Below are 16,171 nucleotides of genomic sequence, written 5' to 3'. Positions count from 1 at the left end.
GGAAACTACGGGGGTGGGGCTTCTCGAATGGGCGTGACGTGTGCCACGTTTATATTCTCTGGTTGTAGAGAATAGCCATGATCGATGTCGGATACAAGGGGTATTGCTTCGGGGTGTGCAAAGCCCGGCGATTGTGACGTTGGCCCGTAGGATGGACGACATGCCGAAAATTGTTGACCACGATGCGCGTCGTCTCGAATTGGTTGAGGTCACGTGGAGGGTCATTGCCCGCAGGGGCTTCGACGGTGTCACGCTTAGGGACGTTGCCGCGGAGGCGGGCTTTGCCAATGGCGCGCTCAAGCCGTACTTCCCCACGCGCGCCAGCCTGATGCGCGCGACGTTCACCCACGTTTTTGGTCGCACGAATGCCAGGATTGAGAACGCCACCCGCGGGCTGGAGGGGCTGGAGGCCCTGCGCAGTTTTGCCCTTGAGGTGCTTCCCCTGGATGCGGACCGGCTCGACGAGGCCCGCGTGGTCATCCCGTTCTGGCAGATGGCCATCCATGAGAGGGAATTTGCGGAGGTCAACGACGAGGCCATGGCGCAGTGGCGGGGATTGATCCGGCGCTGGGTCCTGGAAGGCTTGGGCAGTGGCGCACTGGACCGGGGGATCGACGTCACCCACGTGAGTGAGTCGTTGCTGACCTTTCTCATGGGTGCCCAGGTGGTGGCTGTCCTGGATGCGAAGTTCAACAGCCCGCAATTGCTCCAGGGGCAGCTGGATGAGCACCTGCGCATGCTGGGGGCCGGCTGATCGGTCCGGGGGTGTTCTAAAACCTCCAGTCAGAGAAAAAACGTGACTTTGCGGGCGTTTCCGCGTACATTTGCATCAATGTGATGCCGCTCACTGCCCTGCCGTCGTTCCGGTGGGGGTCGTGTCCGGAATGGGGAAAGGTTCTTCGCTCGTGTACCAGGTGCAGCATGTTGATTCCTTCGGCGCGTGGAAGGAACTCGTTTCGAGTGCCTTCGTCCCGCTGCTCTCCGAGCCTGTCCGGGCGGGCGCCTTTTCCGGAAGCGTTTCCGGAAGCCAACTCGGAAGCGTCGGCGTCATGGAGGTCGCCGCCACCGCGCACGTGGTCCGCCGCACCGACGAATTGGTGGCTGCCGGGGACGCTCCGCACTTCAAGCTCAACCTGCAACTGAGCGGGCATGGCATGCTTCTGCAGGGAGGCCGGGAGACCGTCCTGCGCCCTGGGGAGCTTGCGATCTATGACACCCAACAGCCCTACACGCTCCTGTTTGAGGAGGATTTCCGGACGCTGGTGCTGATGTTCCCGCACCACCTGTTGGGGCTTCCCGCCGGCGATGTATCCCAGCTGACGGCCGTGGGCATCGGGGCCCGAAACCAGATCGGCTCCGCTGTGGCCCCGTTCCTTGCGCAGATTTCACACATGCTGCCGCACGTGGGCGGTCCAATCGGCCAGCGGCTGGCGGCAAACGCTGTCGACATACTCGGCACCGTGCTGGCCAGCGAGCTCCACGAGCGCAACGAGCTCGTCGACGGAAGCCAGATGCGCCTGATCCGCCAGGTCCAGGCGTACATCGAGGAGCACCTCTCCGATCCGACGCTGGGTCCGGGTGCTGTTGCCGATGCGCATTTCATGTCCCTGCGGAGCCTGCACAAGCTTTTCGCCGAGACCGGACACACGGTTGCCGAGTGGATCCGAACCCGCCGCCTCGAACATTGCCGGCGGGACCTCGAGGACCCTTTGCAGGCGCTGGTTCCCGTGGGTGCCATCGGCGCGCGCTGGGGATTGCCCGACGGTGCCCACTTCAGCAGGGTTTTTCGCGCGTCCTACGGCTGCTCGCCGACCGCGTTCCGCTTGAGTATCTGAAAAATCACCGAATCGACAAGTATTTCGATCAGTTCCCACGAGCGTTCTTCGTCGGGGACGGAGAGGTGCTGCAGGCTGATTCCGTCGATGTTGGCGATGAATGAGCGAGCCACGATGTCCAGGTCGCGGGGATCCTTGATCCCTGAAACCCTTGCCCCTGATTCCAGGATCGAAACCGTTGAATTCACCCAGCCTTGGTACATTGACCGGTTGATCTCGATGGCGCGTTCCATCTCGCCCTCGGCCTTGACCCGGTTGCGGCGAAGCAGCAGCTCAAAGGTCGTGACCTGCTCGTGGGGGGTGGCCAGCATTCTGCGCCAAATCCTCCTGGCGTGCTCCCGCACGCAGTCCTCCAGGGTCAACCCCTCTTGCATGGGCTCGAGCTCGCGGGCGTAGTCCCGGCTCAGGAAGTTGTAGACCTCGTCCAGGAGCTCGTCCTTGCTGCGGAAGCAGTAGTGCAATGCCGCCAGCGGTGCGTCGGCTTCGGCCGCTATCCGGCGGGTCGTGGCGGCCGCGATTCCCTCTTGGGCAATGACCCTGGCTGCAGCCTCAACGAACTGGTGACTTCGATCTTTTATGGAAACGTGTGCCATTTTCGGGGTGCCTTCCTGTGCAACTTGTATCCCATCCTACGGATCCTCCGGGAGGAGCGCGGGAAGAAACTTTTCGAAACTTCTGGTCAACTGACTAAGTCGTACGACATACTCTACTTGGCAAGTTAGCTGGATCACACCAAGGTGAGCTATTTCGACGAAGGGAAACACCAACCATGAGCGGAAACTTCCAGGGCGCGGACGTTGTCGTCGTGAACGGACAAGTTCATGGGACGGGTGCATCCGCCATGGATGCCGCTGCCGTCGCAGTCACCGGCAACCGAATTTCCGCCGTCGGGGGACGTGAAGTCCTGGACCTCATCGGGCCGGGGACCCGGGTCATCGACGCGCACGGCGGGGCGGTGCTCCCCGGTATCAACGACGGCCACCTGCACTTCGTCGAATCGGCGGTTTCCGAGCACGGGACCTTGTCGATCGGAAGCAGCGTGGCAGGCACCTGGGCGGAGGCCGTGCGGATCCTCGAGGACGCCGAACCGGCGAGCGACGGCTGGATTCGCGCGCACGGCTGGGATGAAGCGGTTCTCGGGCCCGGCGGGCCGGAGCATGTTTTCCGGCTGAGGGTCGGTTCCCCCTTGGTGGCCTACGACCAAACCGGCCACCAGCTGCTCCTCAACGAAACGGCCGCCACGCTTGCCGGTCTCGATTCATGGACCGGAGGATATCCCGATGGCGTCGTGGGGCGCTTCGCCGACGGACGCGCAAACGGCCTGTTGGTTGACGCGGCGGTTGAACTCGCGGGGAAGGTCGTTCCGCCCCTGGGCGAGACCGAACTCAAGGAGTGCCTCACCAAGCACCAGCGCCTGTTGCATTCCCTGGGAATCACCTCGCTCACCGAGCCCGGCCTGGGACCCGGCGGCGAAGGGCTATTTGGCGGGTCGAGTTCAACCCGCAGCCTTTCGGTGCTGGCGGACCTCGCGGCAGCCGGCGAACTCAGCCTTCGGATCAACGTGTTGCTGCTTTTCTCATCCACCGGTGGAGCGAACGAAAACGACGTGCGCGCGGGCCTGGCGGGGGACCTCCCCGGAAGCCTTCGGCGCCGCGGCATCAGCGAGGATCTCCTGCGGATCGCCGGGGTCAAGATCTTCGCCGACGGCATCCCGCGTTCCGGCACCGCATGGATGAGCGAACCCTACGAGACCCCGTGCGGCCACCGCCACGGCAGCATGGTCATCGCGGGGGATTCGGATGCCGAGCGGGAACTCGAGCTCCGCAGGCTGGTTGCCCGTGTCCACGACGGAGGGCTCCAGGCCGGGATACACGCGACAGGCGACGCCACGACCGACGCCGCCATCGAAGCGATTCTCCAGGCGCAGTCGGGGAACCCGCGGGATGCGCGCCACTACATCATCCACGGCGCCTTCAGGAACCGCGAAAGCATCGGCAGGTTCCAGCGCCACGGCGTTGGCCTCAGCACCAACCCGACCATCCGCTCGGAGGCGGGTGCCCTGATGAAGAGGATCTTGGGCGCCGAAAGGTTCGACGGCCAGCAGCCGCTGGCCTCGTTGCTGGCGGCGGGCGTGCCGACAAACATTGCCTCCGATGCGCCGGTGACCTCTCCGGACTGGCGGGAGTCCGTCATCGCGGCCGTCACCCGGGACACCACCGCCGGTCCCGGAGCCCCCGGCGACCCAGAGCGCGTCGACTTCAGGCGGGCGCTGGAGATGATGACCATCCACCCCGCCTGGCAAGACCATGCGGAGGACCGGAAGGGGCGCCTGGCCCCCGGATACCTCGCGGACCTGTGCATTCTCGAAAAACCGATTGCCGAGGACATCCACGCACTGCGTGAAAACCCGGCAACCCACACCCTGTCCAACGGCGCCCTCGTGTACTCGGCCTAGCCGGGCGAACCGTTCGCCGGCAACGCCCACCGCGCAACACCACCACCGTGCCGCTTCCATCGCGGCGCCACAACCCAAGGAGTAAACGTGAAACTTTCCCTGCGTTCAATGGCCGTGCTGGCCGTCGGCTCGCTCACCCTGGCCATGGCCGCCTGCGGCGGCGGAACCGAGCAGGGTGGTGCCGCAGGCGGCGGCACCACCCTGAAAGTAGGCACCATCGGACTGACCTCCGACGCCGCCATAGAGCTGGCCAAGGAAAAGGGCTACTTCGCGAACGAGGGCCTCACGGTGGAGACCTCCGTGGTGGCCAACCCACCCGCCGGCGTCGCCGCGGCCCAGAGCGGCCAGCTGGATGTGACCTACAGCCCGTCGATCCCGATGTTCAACGCCCTGTCCCAGGGAGTTCCGCTGAAGATCGTCGCGGCCGCCGACGGCTACAGCGACGAGGCCATGGCCACGGGCAACTTGATGCTGGTGGACGACACGGCGCTGATCGTGGCCAAGGACTCGCCGATCACCTCGCTGGACCAGCTGGAGGGCAAGACCATTTCGGTGCCGGCACGCAAGGCGCAGCTGGAGGTCACCATCTCCAGCGCCGTCCAGCAGGCCGGCGGCGATCCGGGCAAGATCAACTGGATCGTGCTGGATCCCTCCTCGGCGGTGCAGTCCCTGAAACAGGGCCGCATCGACGGTGCGGGACTTGTGGCGCCGTTCACCTCCAAGGCCGTGGCCGAAGGCGGCAAGGTCCTCTCCTCGCCCGGCGTCGAGTTCTTCGAGGCCGGTGCGGTGGGGCTCTACGTCGCCGGGGAATCCACGGTGGAGAAGAAGACGGAACAGATGAAGGCCTTCGCCCGCGCCATCCACAAGGCCAACGCCTACGCGAACGAGCACCACGACGAGGCGATGGAGGTGGCCTCGAAGCTGACCGACACCCCGGTGGAGATCCTGAAGAACTCCGCGGTGACCTACTGGCCGACAGAGGTCCGGCTCAAGGACATGCAGCACGTCGATTCCCGCCTTGCCGCACTCGGGTTCCTTCCGGAAGAGGTGAAGATCGATGACAGCCTCATCCTCAGTGAGAAGTAGCCGCACACCCAACGGCCTGATGGTGCTGCCCGCGCGCGACCCGCACAGCACCCGGACCCTGCTCGGCCTCTTCGGTGCGGTGCTCGTGGTGGCGGCCTGGCAGGTCGTCGCTGCCGCACAGGTCTTCGGCACCGCGGTGCCCACGGTGCCCGCAACGGCAGGGAAACTGGCGGGGCTGCTGGGCTCCGGCGGCTTCTGGAACGAGGCCCTCGTGACCGTCGGCATCGCGTTGGCGGGGCTGCTCTTCAGCGCCGTCCTGGGAATCCTGATGGGCATCCTGGTCGGCACCTCGCCGCTCATCCGCTCGCTGACCCTTGCATTCTTCGAGTTCCTGAAGCCGATCCCGCCGATCGTGGTGCTGCCGCTGGCCGTGATGGTGCTGGGCCCCACCTGGCCCATGGCGTTCGTGCTCGTCGCGTTCGGCTGCACGCTGGCCATCGTCACGCAGACGGCCTCCGGCGTGCAGGACACCGACCCCGTCGCGCTGGCCACGGCACGCTCCTTCGGCATGAAACCGCTGGAGATCAACGCGCGCGTCGTGCTGCCCAGCGCCAGCCCGTTCATCGGCACCGCCATGCGGGTCGCGGCGCCCACCTCGTTGGTCATTGCGGTGGTGGCCGGGCTGCTGGGCGGCGCCCCGGGGCTCGGCCGCTCGATCTACCAGGCCCAGGCCGCCGGAAACTTCGCCACGCTCTATGCCCTGGTCCTGGTGCTGGGCCTGCTGGGCCTCGCCTTCCACGGGGTGAGCTCGTGGGCCGAGGCCAAGGCGCTGCACTGGCACCCGTCCCACCGGGAGGTCGCACTGTGAAAAACGGACTCCTGAACAACAAGAAGCTGCTCGCCGTGGCCGGAACCGCAAGCCCTGTGGCGGCACTGGCCGCCTGGTGGGTGCTCTCCGCGGACTCGGTGAACGCGTTCTTCCCGCCGCTGGCCCTGATCATGGAACGCTTCCGTGAATTGTGGCTCTTCGACCACTTCGCCTCCGACGTGCTTCTGAGCATGGGGAACCTCTTCACCGGCATGCTGGCCGGCATCGCGGCGGGCGTGGTTGTCGGCTTCGTGCTGGCGATGGTCCCCGTCGTGCGCTGGATGTTCGAACCGACCATCCATTTCTTCCGCGGCATCCCGCCGGTGGCGATGATCCCCATCGTCATCACGCTGATTGGTTTCGGCACGGAAATGCGCGTGGCAAACATCGCGCTAGCCGCCTTCTTCCCCACGCTCATTTCCACGATGGACGGGATCCGCGGCATCGACGGTTCGCTCAAGGACGTCTGCTCCGTCTACCGGCTGACCCCCGCGGAACGGATGCTGCGCGTGTACCTGCCCGCGGCGGGCCCGCAGATCTTTTCCGGCATGCAGGTCAGCATGCAGGTCGGCTTCGTCGTCATGATCGCCTCCGAGATGCTCGGGTCCTCCCAGGGCATCGGCGCCCTGACGCTGCTGGCGCAGCAGTCCTTCATGTCCGCGGACATGTGGGCGGGCATCCTGCTGCTCGGGGTGATCGGATTCCTGGTGAACGTCGCGTTCGAGCTCGTCAAGGGCCGGGTGCTGCGCTGGTACATCGGCTCGCGCCGGGTGGAGCGGGCCGCATGAGCACCCTGGACACCAACCGCGGCGCACCCCCGGGCAGCGCACCCGAGAACCACACCCACACTCCCATCCCGCGCCGTGCGGCCCGAACCGGTTCGGAGGAACCCATGGAAACCACAACATCGGCACCGCGTCTCGCGGTGCGTTCCCTGGCCAAGAGCTACGGCTCCGGCCCGGCCGCCGCCCACATCATCGGCGACCTCACCTTCTCCGCGGAGGCCGGCGAGGTTGTGTGCATCGTCGGCCCCTCCGGGGTCGGCAAGACGACCCTGCTCAAATGCCTGGCCGGCCTGCACCCGAGCAGCGGCGGAAGCATCAGCATCGACGGCCGGGAGATCGCCGGACCGCCGCCTGAGATGGCACTTGTCTTCCAGGACTACTCGCGCTCGCTCATGCCGTGGCTGAGCGTGCGAAAGAACCTGGTGCTGCCGCTGCGCCACCTGCGCCTGGACCCGGCCGAACTCAGGGCCCGCTGCGACACGGCGCTGGACGCGGTCGGGTTGGCGGAGGCGGAGAACAAGTATCCGTGGCAGCTGTCCGGAGGCATGCAGCAGCGCGTGGCGATCGCCCGCGCGCTGGCCTACCGTCCGGAGATCCTCGTCATGGACGAGCCGTTCGCCTCGGTCGACGCGCAGACGCGCTTCGAGCTCGAGGACCTGTGCCTGAGGATCCGCGAGGATTTCGGCATGACGATCCTGCTTGTCACGCACGACATCGACGAGGCCGTGTACCTCGCGGACCGGATCGTGGCCATCGGGTCCAAGCCGGCCCGGGTGCTCGAGGTCATCGACGTGGACCTGCCCGCCGAGCGCGAACAGATCGCCACCCGCGCACTGCCGCGCTTCGCAGAGCTGCGTACCCGCACGCTCTCGCTGATCCGCAGGGCCCAGCCGTGAGCGAGGAAGCACGGGGGGCCGCGGGGCGGCCGAACATCGTCTTCATCATCGCCGACCAGTTGCGCGCCGACCACCTGGGGTTCAACGGCAACACCGAGGTGCGCACCCCGAACCTGGACCGCCTCGCCTCGGACGCCGCGGTGTTCGACCGCACCTTCGTGGCGAACCCGACCTGCATGCCCAACCGGGCCAGCCTGCTGACAGGGCGCTGGCCCTCGGTGCACGGCACCCGGTGCAACGGCATCCCGCTGGACCCTGACGCTTCGACGTTCGTGCGCTCGCTGGCGCAGGCCGGATACCGGACCGCGGCGGTGGGCAAGCTGCACCACCAAAGCATGGGGTGGGACTTCGAACCGGAACAGGACACACAGATCCGCGCCACCGACCCCGGGCTCCTGGACGCCGGAACCGAGCGGGCCGTGGGCCGCGCACGGGAGGCCGGCTGGGACCAATGGGAGAACCGGGTGCGCCACGACGGCGGCTTCGTCGAGATGCCCCGAGACTACTACGGCTACCAGGAAGTCGACCTGGTGATAGGGCACGGCGACGCGCCGGGAGGCCACTGGGTGCACTGGGCGCGCGAGCGCGGGGTCGACCCGCGCGTGCTCGGCGGGCCGGAGGCCGCGGCCAAGCCGCCGACCGGCTGGGACCAGGTCTACACCACCTCGATCCCGCTCGACGTCCACCCGAGCACCTACGTGGGGGAGCGGGCCGCCCGCCGGATCACCGAGGGAGCGGACTCCGCGGACCCGTACTTCCTCTTTGTGTCGTTTCCCGACCCGCACCACCCCTTCGCGCCGCCGGAGGACTATGCGGGGCTGTACGACCCCGAGTCGGTGGAGCTGCCCCGGGGGTTCGACCAGGGGCACGGGGACTCGCCGGAGCACATCCGCAGGATGGTCGCCGAGCGGGGCACCCCGAATTCCGACGCCACCATGACGTTCGCGGTCTCCGAGGACCAGTACCGCCGGGCGGCCGCCGCGCAGTACGGGCTGATCGAACTCATGGACGCGCAGGTCGGCCGCATCCTGCAGGCCGTGCAGGACTCGGGCCGAGCCCAGGACACCATCGTCGTGTTCACCTCCGACCACGGGGACATGTTCGGGGACCACGGGCTCATGCTCAAGCACTTCGTTCACTACGAATCCGTGACCCGGGTGCCGCTGGTCATCCGCATCCCTGGGGCAGCCGGCGGCGAGCAGCGCCGCAGCAATGCCCTGGCCTCCACCGCGGACCTGGCCCCGACCCTGCTCGGGCTGGCCGGGGTGCGTGGGTTCCATGGCATCCAAGGGCGCAGCCTGCAGCCGCTGCTGGAGGGTTCCGTCGAGTCCGTGCGCGACGCCGTGCTTATCGAGGAGGACCAGCCCTTCTCCATCGAGGGGTTGCCGGCGCCGGTGCGCATGCGCAGCGTGGTGACCGCGCAGGGGCGTTTGACAAGGTACTTCGGGGCCCCCGGGGTGGAGGTGTACGACCACCGCACCGATGCCGCGGAACTGCACAATGTCGCGGGGAAGCCCGAGGCCGCGCAGCTGCAGCGGGAGCTGGAGATCGCCCTGCTGGAGGAGATGGCTCGGGTGTGCGACACGGCGCCCACGCCGAGCAATGCCGCATAGCCGGGGAGGCACCGCGGAACTCTGCACGGTGAGCCAAGTGCCGCTCACGCAAAGCCAAGCGCTCGGTGCCCCGCACGGCGCACGCTGTAGGTAAAGCGGCTTCAAGGAGGAATCCCCATGTCAACATCAACGGAATCGACGGACACCCGGTCAACGGGCCTGGGCAAACGCACGCTGGGCGTGCCGGCGCTGGTGTTCATGATCATCGCGGCCTCGGCGCCGCTGACGGTGGTCGCCGGCGGCGTCACTTCCGACTTCGCAGTCTCGGGCGTGCTGGGCGTCCCGCTCTCGTTCGTGGTGCTGGGCATCGTCCTGCTGGTGTTCGCCGTGGGCTACACGGCCATGAGCCAGCACGTGCAAAACGCCGGTGCGTTCTACGCCTACGTGGCACGCGGGCTGGGCAAGCCCACCGGCATCGGTGCGGCACTGGTGGCGCTGGTGAGCTACAACGCCATGCAGATCGGGATCTACGGTCTCTTCGGCTTCGCGCTCTCCTCGTTCCTGGGCGTCACGTTCGGGTTGGCTGCCCCCTGGTGGGTGTGCGCCCTGGCAGGCTGGGCGGTCGTGGGTGTCCTCGGCGTGAACCGCGTCGACTTCTCCGCCAAGGTGCTGGGGATCATCGTGGCCTGCGAGTTCCTCGTGGTCATGGTGTACGACGTGCTCTCCCTGCGGGTGGCACCCGAGGGCATCTCGACCGAGTCCCTGCAGCCGGCCAGCCTGTTCACGGCAGGCGTCGGCGCTGCCATGGCGTTCAGCATCGCCGGCTTCATGGGCTTCGAGTCAGGCGCGATCTACAGCGAGGAAGTCAAGGACCCGAAGACCACCCCGCGCCGGGCCACACTGATCGCGATCGGCATCATCGCCGTCTTCTACGCCTTCTCCGGCTGGGCCATGGCCGTGGGTGAGGGACACAGCGCGGTGATCGGCGCCGCCGCGGAATCCGGGCCCGAGTTGGTGTTCGTCTTCCTGGCTGACCACGCACCAGTCTGGTTCGTCGAAGTGGGTCGGCTGCTGTTCATCACCAGCCTGCTCGCCGCACTGATCGCCTTCCACAACGTCGTGGCCCGCTACCTGTTCTCGCTGGGCCGCGAGGGAGTGTTGCCGGTGTCGCTGGCCAAGACCAACTCCCGCTCGCACGCACCGGTTGCCGGGTCGCTGAGCCAGTCGGCACTGGCGCTGGTGGTGCTGCTGGTCTTCGCATTCGTCGGTACGGACCAGGGCGAGATGTTCCCCGTTGTCACGTTGTTCACCTGGCTCACCAACACCGGTGCCTTCGGCCTGGTCATGCTCATGGCACTGACCAGCTTCGCGGTGATCGGCTACTTCCGCAGCGAACCGCACGGGCTGGGCAAGTGGACAACCCTGGTGGCCCCACTCATCGCAGGCATTGCGCTCGTGGTCCTCTTCGGGGCGATCGTGGTGAACTTCGACGTACTGATCGCCCTGGAAAGCGCCAGCGTCCTGAGCTGGCTGCTCCCGGCACTCGTGGTGGTACCGGGTGTCCTGGGCCTGCTTTGGGCGGTCCGCCTGCGCTCGGCGCGGCCGGAGGTCTACGCCCGGGTGGGTCACGGCGAGGAAGCCGGCGGCGGAACCGAGCCAGCCGGCCACTGACCCGGCACGCACGACCTTCAACACGCAAGACTTTCGACAAACACTCGAGACACAAGAAAAGGGACCAACCCATGAGCACCGAAACCAACACCGCTGCCACCTACGCCACCGCAGGGGAACTGCTGGCCGCGATCCAGCCGGCCACCGGGGGACGCGAGATCCTCGACCCGGCCACCGGAGAACTGGTGGGCCGCGCGCCCGAGCACGAGGTGGCCGACCTTGAGGCCGCCATTGCCGCCGCCCGTGCCGCGCAGCCGGGATGGGACGCGCTGGGCCACGATGCACGCCGGGCGCTGATGAACAGGGCCGCCGACGCCATCGAGGCCAACGCCGAGGCACTGGCCAACCTGCTCTCCCGCGAGCAGGGCAAGCCGCTGAACGGCCCGAACGCCCGCTTCGAGGTCGGCGGGGCCGTGGCCTGGCTGCGTGCCGCCGCGGCCTTCGACCTCGAGGCGGAGGTCGTCGTCGACGACGGGACCTCCTACGCCGAGCTGCACTACCGCCCCTTCGGCGTCGTCGGGGCGATCGGCCCGTGGAACTGGCCCATGATGATCAGCGTCTGGCAGCTGGCCCCGTCCCTGCGCATGGGCAACACCGTGGTGATGAAGCCGAGCGAATACACCCCGCTGAGCGTGCTGGCCCTGGTCCACGTGATCAACCAGGTACTGCCCGAGGGCGTACTGCATGTCGTCGCGGGCGGCCGCGACGTGGGGCAGCTGCTGAGCACCCACAAGGACATCGACAAGGTCATGTTCACCGGGTCCACCGCCACCGGCAAGGCCATCATCCGCTCCTCCGCGGACACCGTGAAGCGCCTGACCCTGGAACTGGGCGGCAACGACGCGGGCATCGTGCTGCCGGACGCCGACCCGAAGGCGATCGCCGAGGGCCTGTTCTGGGGCGCGTTCATCAACACCGGCCAGACCTGCGCCGCGCTCAAGCGCCTCTACGTGCACGCCGACATCTACGAGGAGGTCTGCGAGGCGCTGACCGAGGTCGCGAGGAACATGCCGATGGGCGTTGGCCTCGACGAGAACAACGTGCTGGGCCCGCTGCAGAACAAGGCCCAGTACGACATCGTCGATTCGCTGGTCCGCAAGGCCACCGACTCCGGGGCCCGCGTGCTGCTGGGCGCCAACCCGCCGGCGGAACAGCCCGGCTACTTCTACCCGAGCACGCTGATCGCGGACATCGCCACCGACAACCCGCTGGTCGTCGAGGAGCAGTTCGGCCCGGTCCTGCCGATCGTCAAGGTCGATTCGGTGGAGCAGGCCGTGGCGCTGGCCAACGGGCTTGACGTCGGGCTCGGTGCCTCAGTGTGGTCCGCTGACCGCGAGGCAGCACGTGCTGTTGCCGCACGCCTGCAGGCGGGCACGGTGTGGATCAACAACCATGGCGTCGTGGACCCGCGCATCCCGTTCGGCGGCGCCAAGGCATCGGGCTATGGCGTCGAGTTCGGCGTCGACGGGCTCAAGGCTCTGGGCCAGCCGCAGGTCATCAGCGGCTAGCTGCCCCGTCCAGCACCGGCACAGGGTGCCGCCCGTGACATCGTCCCCGGGGATGAGGTTGCGGGCGGCACCCTGTGCTATGAGCGTTCGGCGCGTTGGGCCGCTGCCTGCTCCGCCAGCACCGGCTCGGCGATCGCCTGCTGTTCGGGGGAGAAGGCGTAGAGGACCCCCGCCTCCTGGGACACCCACCACTTTCCGCAGAGGTGGGTGGCCTGGTTTTCCTTGCCGGCGGGCCACCAATCGGCGCTCAGCAACGGCGTTTGGTACTGCGTGGCCACGATGTCCGCTATCGCATCGGACTTGACGCCCGGCTCGGACTCCAGACCGGCCGTGAGCTCCCGGGTTGTCGGTTTCCCGGCGGTGCCGAGCGCGAGGCAGGAGCCGGGCAGCGAGCCGGCGTGCTTCATGCGCAGGATACGTTCCTTGCCCGTGGTCCGCTGGATTTCCTTCAGCTCCGTGGCACCTTCCGGGACCCAGACGGGGACGACCCCTTTTCCCTCGGCCGGGGTGCTGAATTCGTAGCTGGCGGTTTTGTCGTATTTCGATTCGAATCCCAGGGCGGAGCAGCCCGTCAGGGTCAGGGCCGCCAGGGCTGTGGCGGAGACCAGGACGGTCATCCGGGATCGGCTGGAGGTCGTGGCGGAGAGCGGAACTGTTCTTGTCATGCTTCAAGCCTAGAAAAACCGGGGCATCCGCCACATCGGACCGCAGGTTCATGTTCGGGCCGCCGGACTAAGCCCCAGGGTGGAGCCGGTCCGCCCGTTTCCCCCTCCGAAGGTACCGGGGCACAGGACCGGACACTGCGTCCACGGCCTCGACTGCGACGGGATGCTCGCCATGCATCAGGGGAGGCGGACACCATGCGGCGTGATTCCCGGGTTCCTCTCCCGGTGCCGGTGCCAGCGCCGTCCGCCACGGGAGGGTCCCCAGGGCTCGCGTGTATCGCCAAGGTCCCACCCGTTCCCAGGCCGGCGTTGATGGAATCCGGCGGGTGCAGGCTGCCGTATCGGGTCAGCTGAACTCCATGACATGCAGGCTTAACCAGAGCAGCAACGTGTCCTCGGGCTGGTCAAGGTCGATGCCAAAGAGGTCGCGAAGCCGTTTGAGGCGGTACCGCAACGTGTTTTGATGCAAGGACAAAGCGGCTGCCGTTCGCGCCGAATCGCGGGAACAATCCAGGTAGGTCCGCAATGTTTTCCCGTACTCGGTGTGTGACTCGGCATCATGGGTCGCGATTTTCTCCGCGGCTGGTGACCTCAGGTGTGGCATCGTGTTGAAGTGGGCGGCCAGTTGCAAGAGGGTCAGCCGGCTACGGACATCTTGCGCACAGGCATAGGTGCCCGAATCATGCCCGGAGGTGAGCATGAGAAGCACCATGTCGGCTTCGTTTCTCGACCGGCTGATCTCCGAAGCCGTCATGACCGCCGAGCCCGTTGCAACACGCAGGTCAACGGCCAGCGAGACCCTGGATCGTTCGGTGACCCTGCGCGCCAGGACTTCGAGCGGTCCGAAAGGTGAAGGGTCGGTGCTTGCGAAAAGCGCATGGACCGTGGTGCCCACGAGCACGCAGTGGGCGCCCCCGCGGTATGTCTCGCACTCGGTTGTGACAAGGTCCAGCAACCTTGTCAATGCCATTTCCGAGGCCTGTCCCATGACCGGCTGGAAGGCGGCGACAACGAACGGGCCCGAGCGCCGAAGCCCGAGTTGTTCGGCAACCATGGTGGCGTCGGCGCCGCCGTCCATGAGCTTGCGCAGCAAATCGGCGCGTTGCTGGCGGGCCACGTCATACGCGCTTCGGGCCCGCAGCAGGTGCAGTGCGGCAATGTCAGCGGCCCGCACGAGGGCCCTTTCGGCGGCCTGATCCAGATCGCCGGTTGCATCGACCACCCAGATGGACCCCAGCGGTTCCTTCCCCGCCCGTACGGCTATGGCCAGGCGGTCCAAGGCATCGCCCACCCCCTTGATCCGCACGGCTCCCCGGGAGCGGAAGACCGAGGCGTACTGGGCTGCATTTTCCGGAAGGAAGGGAACCTGGCGTCCGAGGATTCCCGTGCGCCGGTCCTCGTCGATTGGCTGGTGCGGAAGCGTTGAATAGCCAAGGATCTGTTCCTGCAGGTTTTCGATGGTCGTCGCGCCGCCCACCATTGCGGCTATGGCGTTGGCCAGGGCAAAGAGGTCGCCGACGCCGAGCGTGGAGAGCGAGCTGTCGGCCTCGGCCGAGGCATTGAGGGCCGAACCAACGAGGGCTTCGAGTTGGAGCCAGCCCATTTCATCATCGACCGTCAGCAGGGCTATGCCGGCCTGGTCCGCCGCGGCGATGATGGCCCCCAATTCCCTGCCGTATTGCTTGAGGACCACAGCGCCGAAGCCTGCCGCTGCCGCGTCGCGGATGATCCCAATGGTCTTTGGCTCGCCGGGATGGAGTCCCAGGCCCAGCAGGATCGAACCCGGGGGTGCTTCGAATGTGGTGTGTGGGTCGTGCAAAGCGGGGGAAACCAGCGAAAGCTTCGGGGGAGTTCCATGGGAACGCAGGGTGATAGCCGGGCTCGCCATGGCTCGCAAGAGGGCGTGGACGGTGATGCTGTCGGGGGCCGCGGCAGTCGAAGTCATGAGCCACAAACTAGTTCATCTTGTGGCCCAGCACAATGTTTTTGTCAAAAGCTCGTGCCGCTCACCGAAGCCAGTGGCTCCGGAATGAATGGAGAGTAGACGCATGTCACTAATTCTTGATGCAGGACCCATCGCATCCCAGGCGGCCAAGGCCGCAGCCGCAGCCGCAGCCAAAGCCGGAGTCACTGTCGTTGACGAACACGACAAGCTCAGGGAGATCGAAGAGCTTCTCATCAGGATCTGGGGCATGTCTCCGCACGGGGCACCGATTCCGTTTGACCTGCTGCGCAGCATTTCACACGCCGGATGCAACGTCACGGCGGCCTACGACAAGGCGGGGGAACTGTGTGGGGCTGCGGTGGCAATCGTTTCACCCGGCGGAGCCGCGTCGTACTCGCTGATCGCCGGCGTGCTCCCGGGCACCGGCGACAAGGGAATCGGCTTTGCCCTGAAGCAACACCAACGCGCCTGGTCCCTGGCCCGCGGGATCGAATCCATGACCTGGACCTTCGACCCACTGGTCAGCCGAAACGCCCGGTTCAACCTCACCAAGCTCGGTGCCGTGGCTTCGGAATACACGCAAAACTTCTACGGCGTCATGGAAGACCAACTCAATGCGAACGACGAAAGCGACCGGCTGGTTGCGCTCTGGCCACTGGCCTCGCAGCGCAGCATCAAGGCCAGCGAAGGGATCGTGGAAGAGGTCCAATTCGACGCAACCGCGCTGGGCGCAGCGCAGGCCCACGGCCCCGATGGGCTGCCGGCCCTCTACGAAACCGATGAAGCAATTTGGTGCCGTGCACCACGGGACATCGTCGAGTTGCGGGCCAGCGACAACAATCAGGCCGCCCAATGGCGGCACCATCTGCGCGGGATCCTGGAACCCGCCCTCGCCACCGGCCATGTTGCCGACGGCGTGACCCGTACCGGCTGGTACCGGCTGAGCAAGACCGATCAGGCATAA

14 protein-coding genes are annotated in these 16,171 nt (G+C 66.7%); 11 read left to right on the top strand and 3 right to left on the bottom strand.

Annotated features, from left to right (window positions below; all coding sequences use genetic code 11):
• Window positions 1-160: 160 nt before the first annotated feature.
• Together ACSYDW_RS13520 and ACSYDW_RS13515 are read left to right on the top strand one after the other, a co-directional pair.
• Window positions 161-754, top strand: a complete 594-nt coding sequence (locus tag ACSYDW_RS13520) for a TetR/AcrR family transcriptional regulator (protein WP_438339247.1) — start codon at window positions 161-163, stop codon at window positions 752-754.
• A 151-nt stretch (window positions 755-905) separates the two neighbouring features.
• Window positions 906-1,835, top strand: coding sequence for an AraC-like ligand-binding domain-containing protein (locus ACSYDW_RS13515; protein ID WP_438339246.1), 930 nt, complete (start codon window positions 906-908; stop codon window positions 1,833-1,835).
• On the opposite strand, the gene ACSYDW_RS13510 is transcribed toward ACSYDW_RS13515, so the two are convergent.
• Window positions 1,796-2,428 (bottom strand): TetR family transcriptional regulator, encoded by a 633-nt coding sequence (locus ACSYDW_RS13510; protein WP_438339245.1) that lies wholly within the window; start codon window positions 2,426-2,428, stop codon window positions 1,796-1,798. The two genes, ACSYDW_RS13515 and ACSYDW_RS13510, sit on opposite strands and share 40 nt — an antisense overlap.
• Window positions 2,429-2,604: 176 nt before the next feature.
• On the opposite strand from ACSYDW_RS13510, the gene ACSYDW_RS13505 reads away from it, so the two are divergent.
• The 8 genes from ACSYDW_RS13505 (at window position 2,605) to ACSYDW_RS13470 (ending at window position 12,597) form a co-directional block, all read left to right on the top strand.
• Complete coding sequence (locus ACSYDW_RS13505) at window positions 2,605-4,290, top strand: amidohydrolase (RefSeq protein WP_438339244.1); 1,686 nt, start codon at window positions 2,605-2,607, stop codon at window positions 4,288-4,290.
• 87 nt (window positions 4,291-4,377) lie between these two features.
• A complete protein-coding gene (locus ACSYDW_RS13500) occupies window positions 4,378-5,376 on the top strand; it encodes an ABC transporter substrate-binding protein (protein WP_438339243.1) in 999 nt (332 codons plus the stop codon).
• Window positions 5,366-6,184, top strand: a complete 819-nt coding sequence (locus tag ACSYDW_RS13495; RefSeq protein ID WP_438339242.1) for an ABC transporter permease — start codon at window positions 5,366-5,368, stop codon at window positions 6,182-6,184. The genes ACSYDW_RS13500 and ACSYDW_RS13495 overlap by 11 nt, the downstream gene beginning before the upstream one ends.
• Window positions 6,181-6,972 (top strand): ABC transporter permease, encoded by a 792-nt coding sequence (locus ACSYDW_RS13490; RefSeq protein WP_438339241.1) that lies wholly within the window; start codon window positions 6,181-6,183, stop codon window positions 6,970-6,972. The genes ACSYDW_RS13495 and ACSYDW_RS13490 overlap by 4 nt, the downstream gene beginning before the upstream one ends.
• 104 nt (window positions 6,973-7,076) lie before the next feature.
• Window positions 7,077-7,865, top strand: coding sequence for an ABC transporter ATP-binding protein (locus ACSYDW_RS13485; protein WP_438339285.1), 789 nt, complete (start codon window positions 7,077-7,079; stop codon window positions 7,863-7,865).
• Window positions 7,862-9,478 (top strand): sulfatase family protein, encoded by a 1,617-nt coding sequence (locus ACSYDW_RS13480; protein WP_438339240.1) that lies wholly within the window; start codon window positions 7,862-7,864, stop codon window positions 9,476-9,478. Before ACSYDW_RS13485 ends, ACSYDW_RS13480 begins: the two co-directional genes overlap by 4 nt.
• Before the next feature lie 117 nt (window positions 9,479-9,595).
• On the top strand, window positions 9,596-11,089 hold the full coding sequence (locus ACSYDW_RS13475; protein WP_438339239.1) for an APC family permease: 1,494 nt from the start codon (window positions 9,596-9,598) through the stop codon (window positions 11,087-11,089).
• A gap of 71 nt (window positions 11,090-11,160) precedes the next feature.
• The gene (locus ACSYDW_RS13470; RefSeq protein WP_438339238.1) at window positions 11,161-12,597 is read left to right on the top strand and encodes an aldehyde dehydrogenase family protein; all 1,437 of its coding nucleotides are present in this window, start codon (window positions 11,161-11,163) and stop codon (window positions 12,595-12,597) included.
• 77 nt (window positions 12,598-12,674) lie between these two features.
• On the opposite strand, the gene ACSYDW_RS13465 is transcribed toward ACSYDW_RS13470, so the two are convergent.
• Both ACSYDW_RS13465 and ACSYDW_RS13460 read right to left on the bottom strand, forming a co-directional pair.
• Window positions 12,675-13,262 (bottom strand): hypothetical protein, encoded by a 588-nt coding sequence (locus tag ACSYDW_RS13465; RefSeq protein ID WP_438339237.1) that lies wholly within the window; start codon window positions 13,260-13,262, stop codon window positions 12,675-12,677.
• 346 nt (window positions 13,263-13,608) lie between these two features.
• Window positions 13,609-15,207: a PucR family transcriptional regulator gene (locus ACSYDW_RS13460; RefSeq protein ID WP_438339236.1), complete on the bottom strand. Its 1,599-nt coding sequence runs from the start codon at window positions 15,205-15,207 to the stop codon at window positions 13,609-13,611.
• A 103-nt stretch (window positions 15,208-15,310) separates the two neighbouring features.
• Here ACSYDW_RS13460 and ACSYDW_RS13455 point away from each other — a divergent pair, with 103 nt between their 5' ends.
• Window positions 15,311-16,171, top strand: coding sequence for a hypothetical protein (locus ACSYDW_RS13455; protein WP_438339235.1), 861 nt, complete (start codon window positions 15,311-15,313; stop codon window positions 16,169-16,171).

Origin of the sequence: Paeniglutamicibacter selenitireducens (assembly GCF_051550675.1) — a bacterium.
GTDB lineage: Bacteria > Actinomycetota > Actinomycetes > Actinomycetales > Micrococcaceae > Paeniglutamicibacter.
This window is presented reverse-complemented; position numbering and strand designations above follow the sequence as displayed.

Bases quoted from the DNA above. Each gene is read 5' to 3' on its own strand.
- ACSYDW_RS13520 (WP_438339247.1), top strand. From the start codon at position 161: ATGCCGAAAATTGTTGACCACGATGCGCGTCGTCTCGAATTGGTTGAG.
- ACSYDW_RS13510 (WP_438339245.1), bottom strand. From the start codon at position 2,428: ATGGCACACGTTTCCATAAAAGATCGAAGTCACCAGTTCGTTGAGGCT.
- ACSYDW_RS13505 (WP_438339244.1), top strand. From the start codon at position 2,605: ATGAGCGGAAACTTCCAGGGCGCGGACGTTGTCGTCGTGAACGGACAA.
- ACSYDW_RS13485 (WP_438339285.1), top strand. From the start codon at position 7,077: ATGGAAACCACAACATCGGCACCGCGTCTCGCGGTGCGTTCCCTGGCC.
- ACSYDW_RS13475 (WP_438339239.1), top strand. From the start codon at position 9,596: ATGTCAACATCAACGGAATCGACGGACACCCGGTCAACGGGCCTGGGC.
- ACSYDW_RS13470 (WP_438339238.1), top strand. From the start codon at position 11,161: ATGAGCACCGAAACCAACACCGCTGCCACCTACGCCACCGCAGGGGAA.
- ACSYDW_RS13465 (WP_438339237.1), bottom strand. From the start codon at position 13,262: ATGACAAGAACAGTTCCGCTCTCCGCCACGACCTCCAGCCGATCCCGG.
- ACSYDW_RS13460 (WP_438339236.1), bottom strand. From the start codon at position 15,207: ATGACTTCGACTGCCGCGGCCCCCGACAGCATCACCGTCCACGCCCTC.
- ACSYDW_RS13455 (WP_438339235.1), top strand. From the start codon at position 15,311: ATGTCACTAATTCTTGATGCAGGACCCATCGCATCCCAGGCGGCCAAG.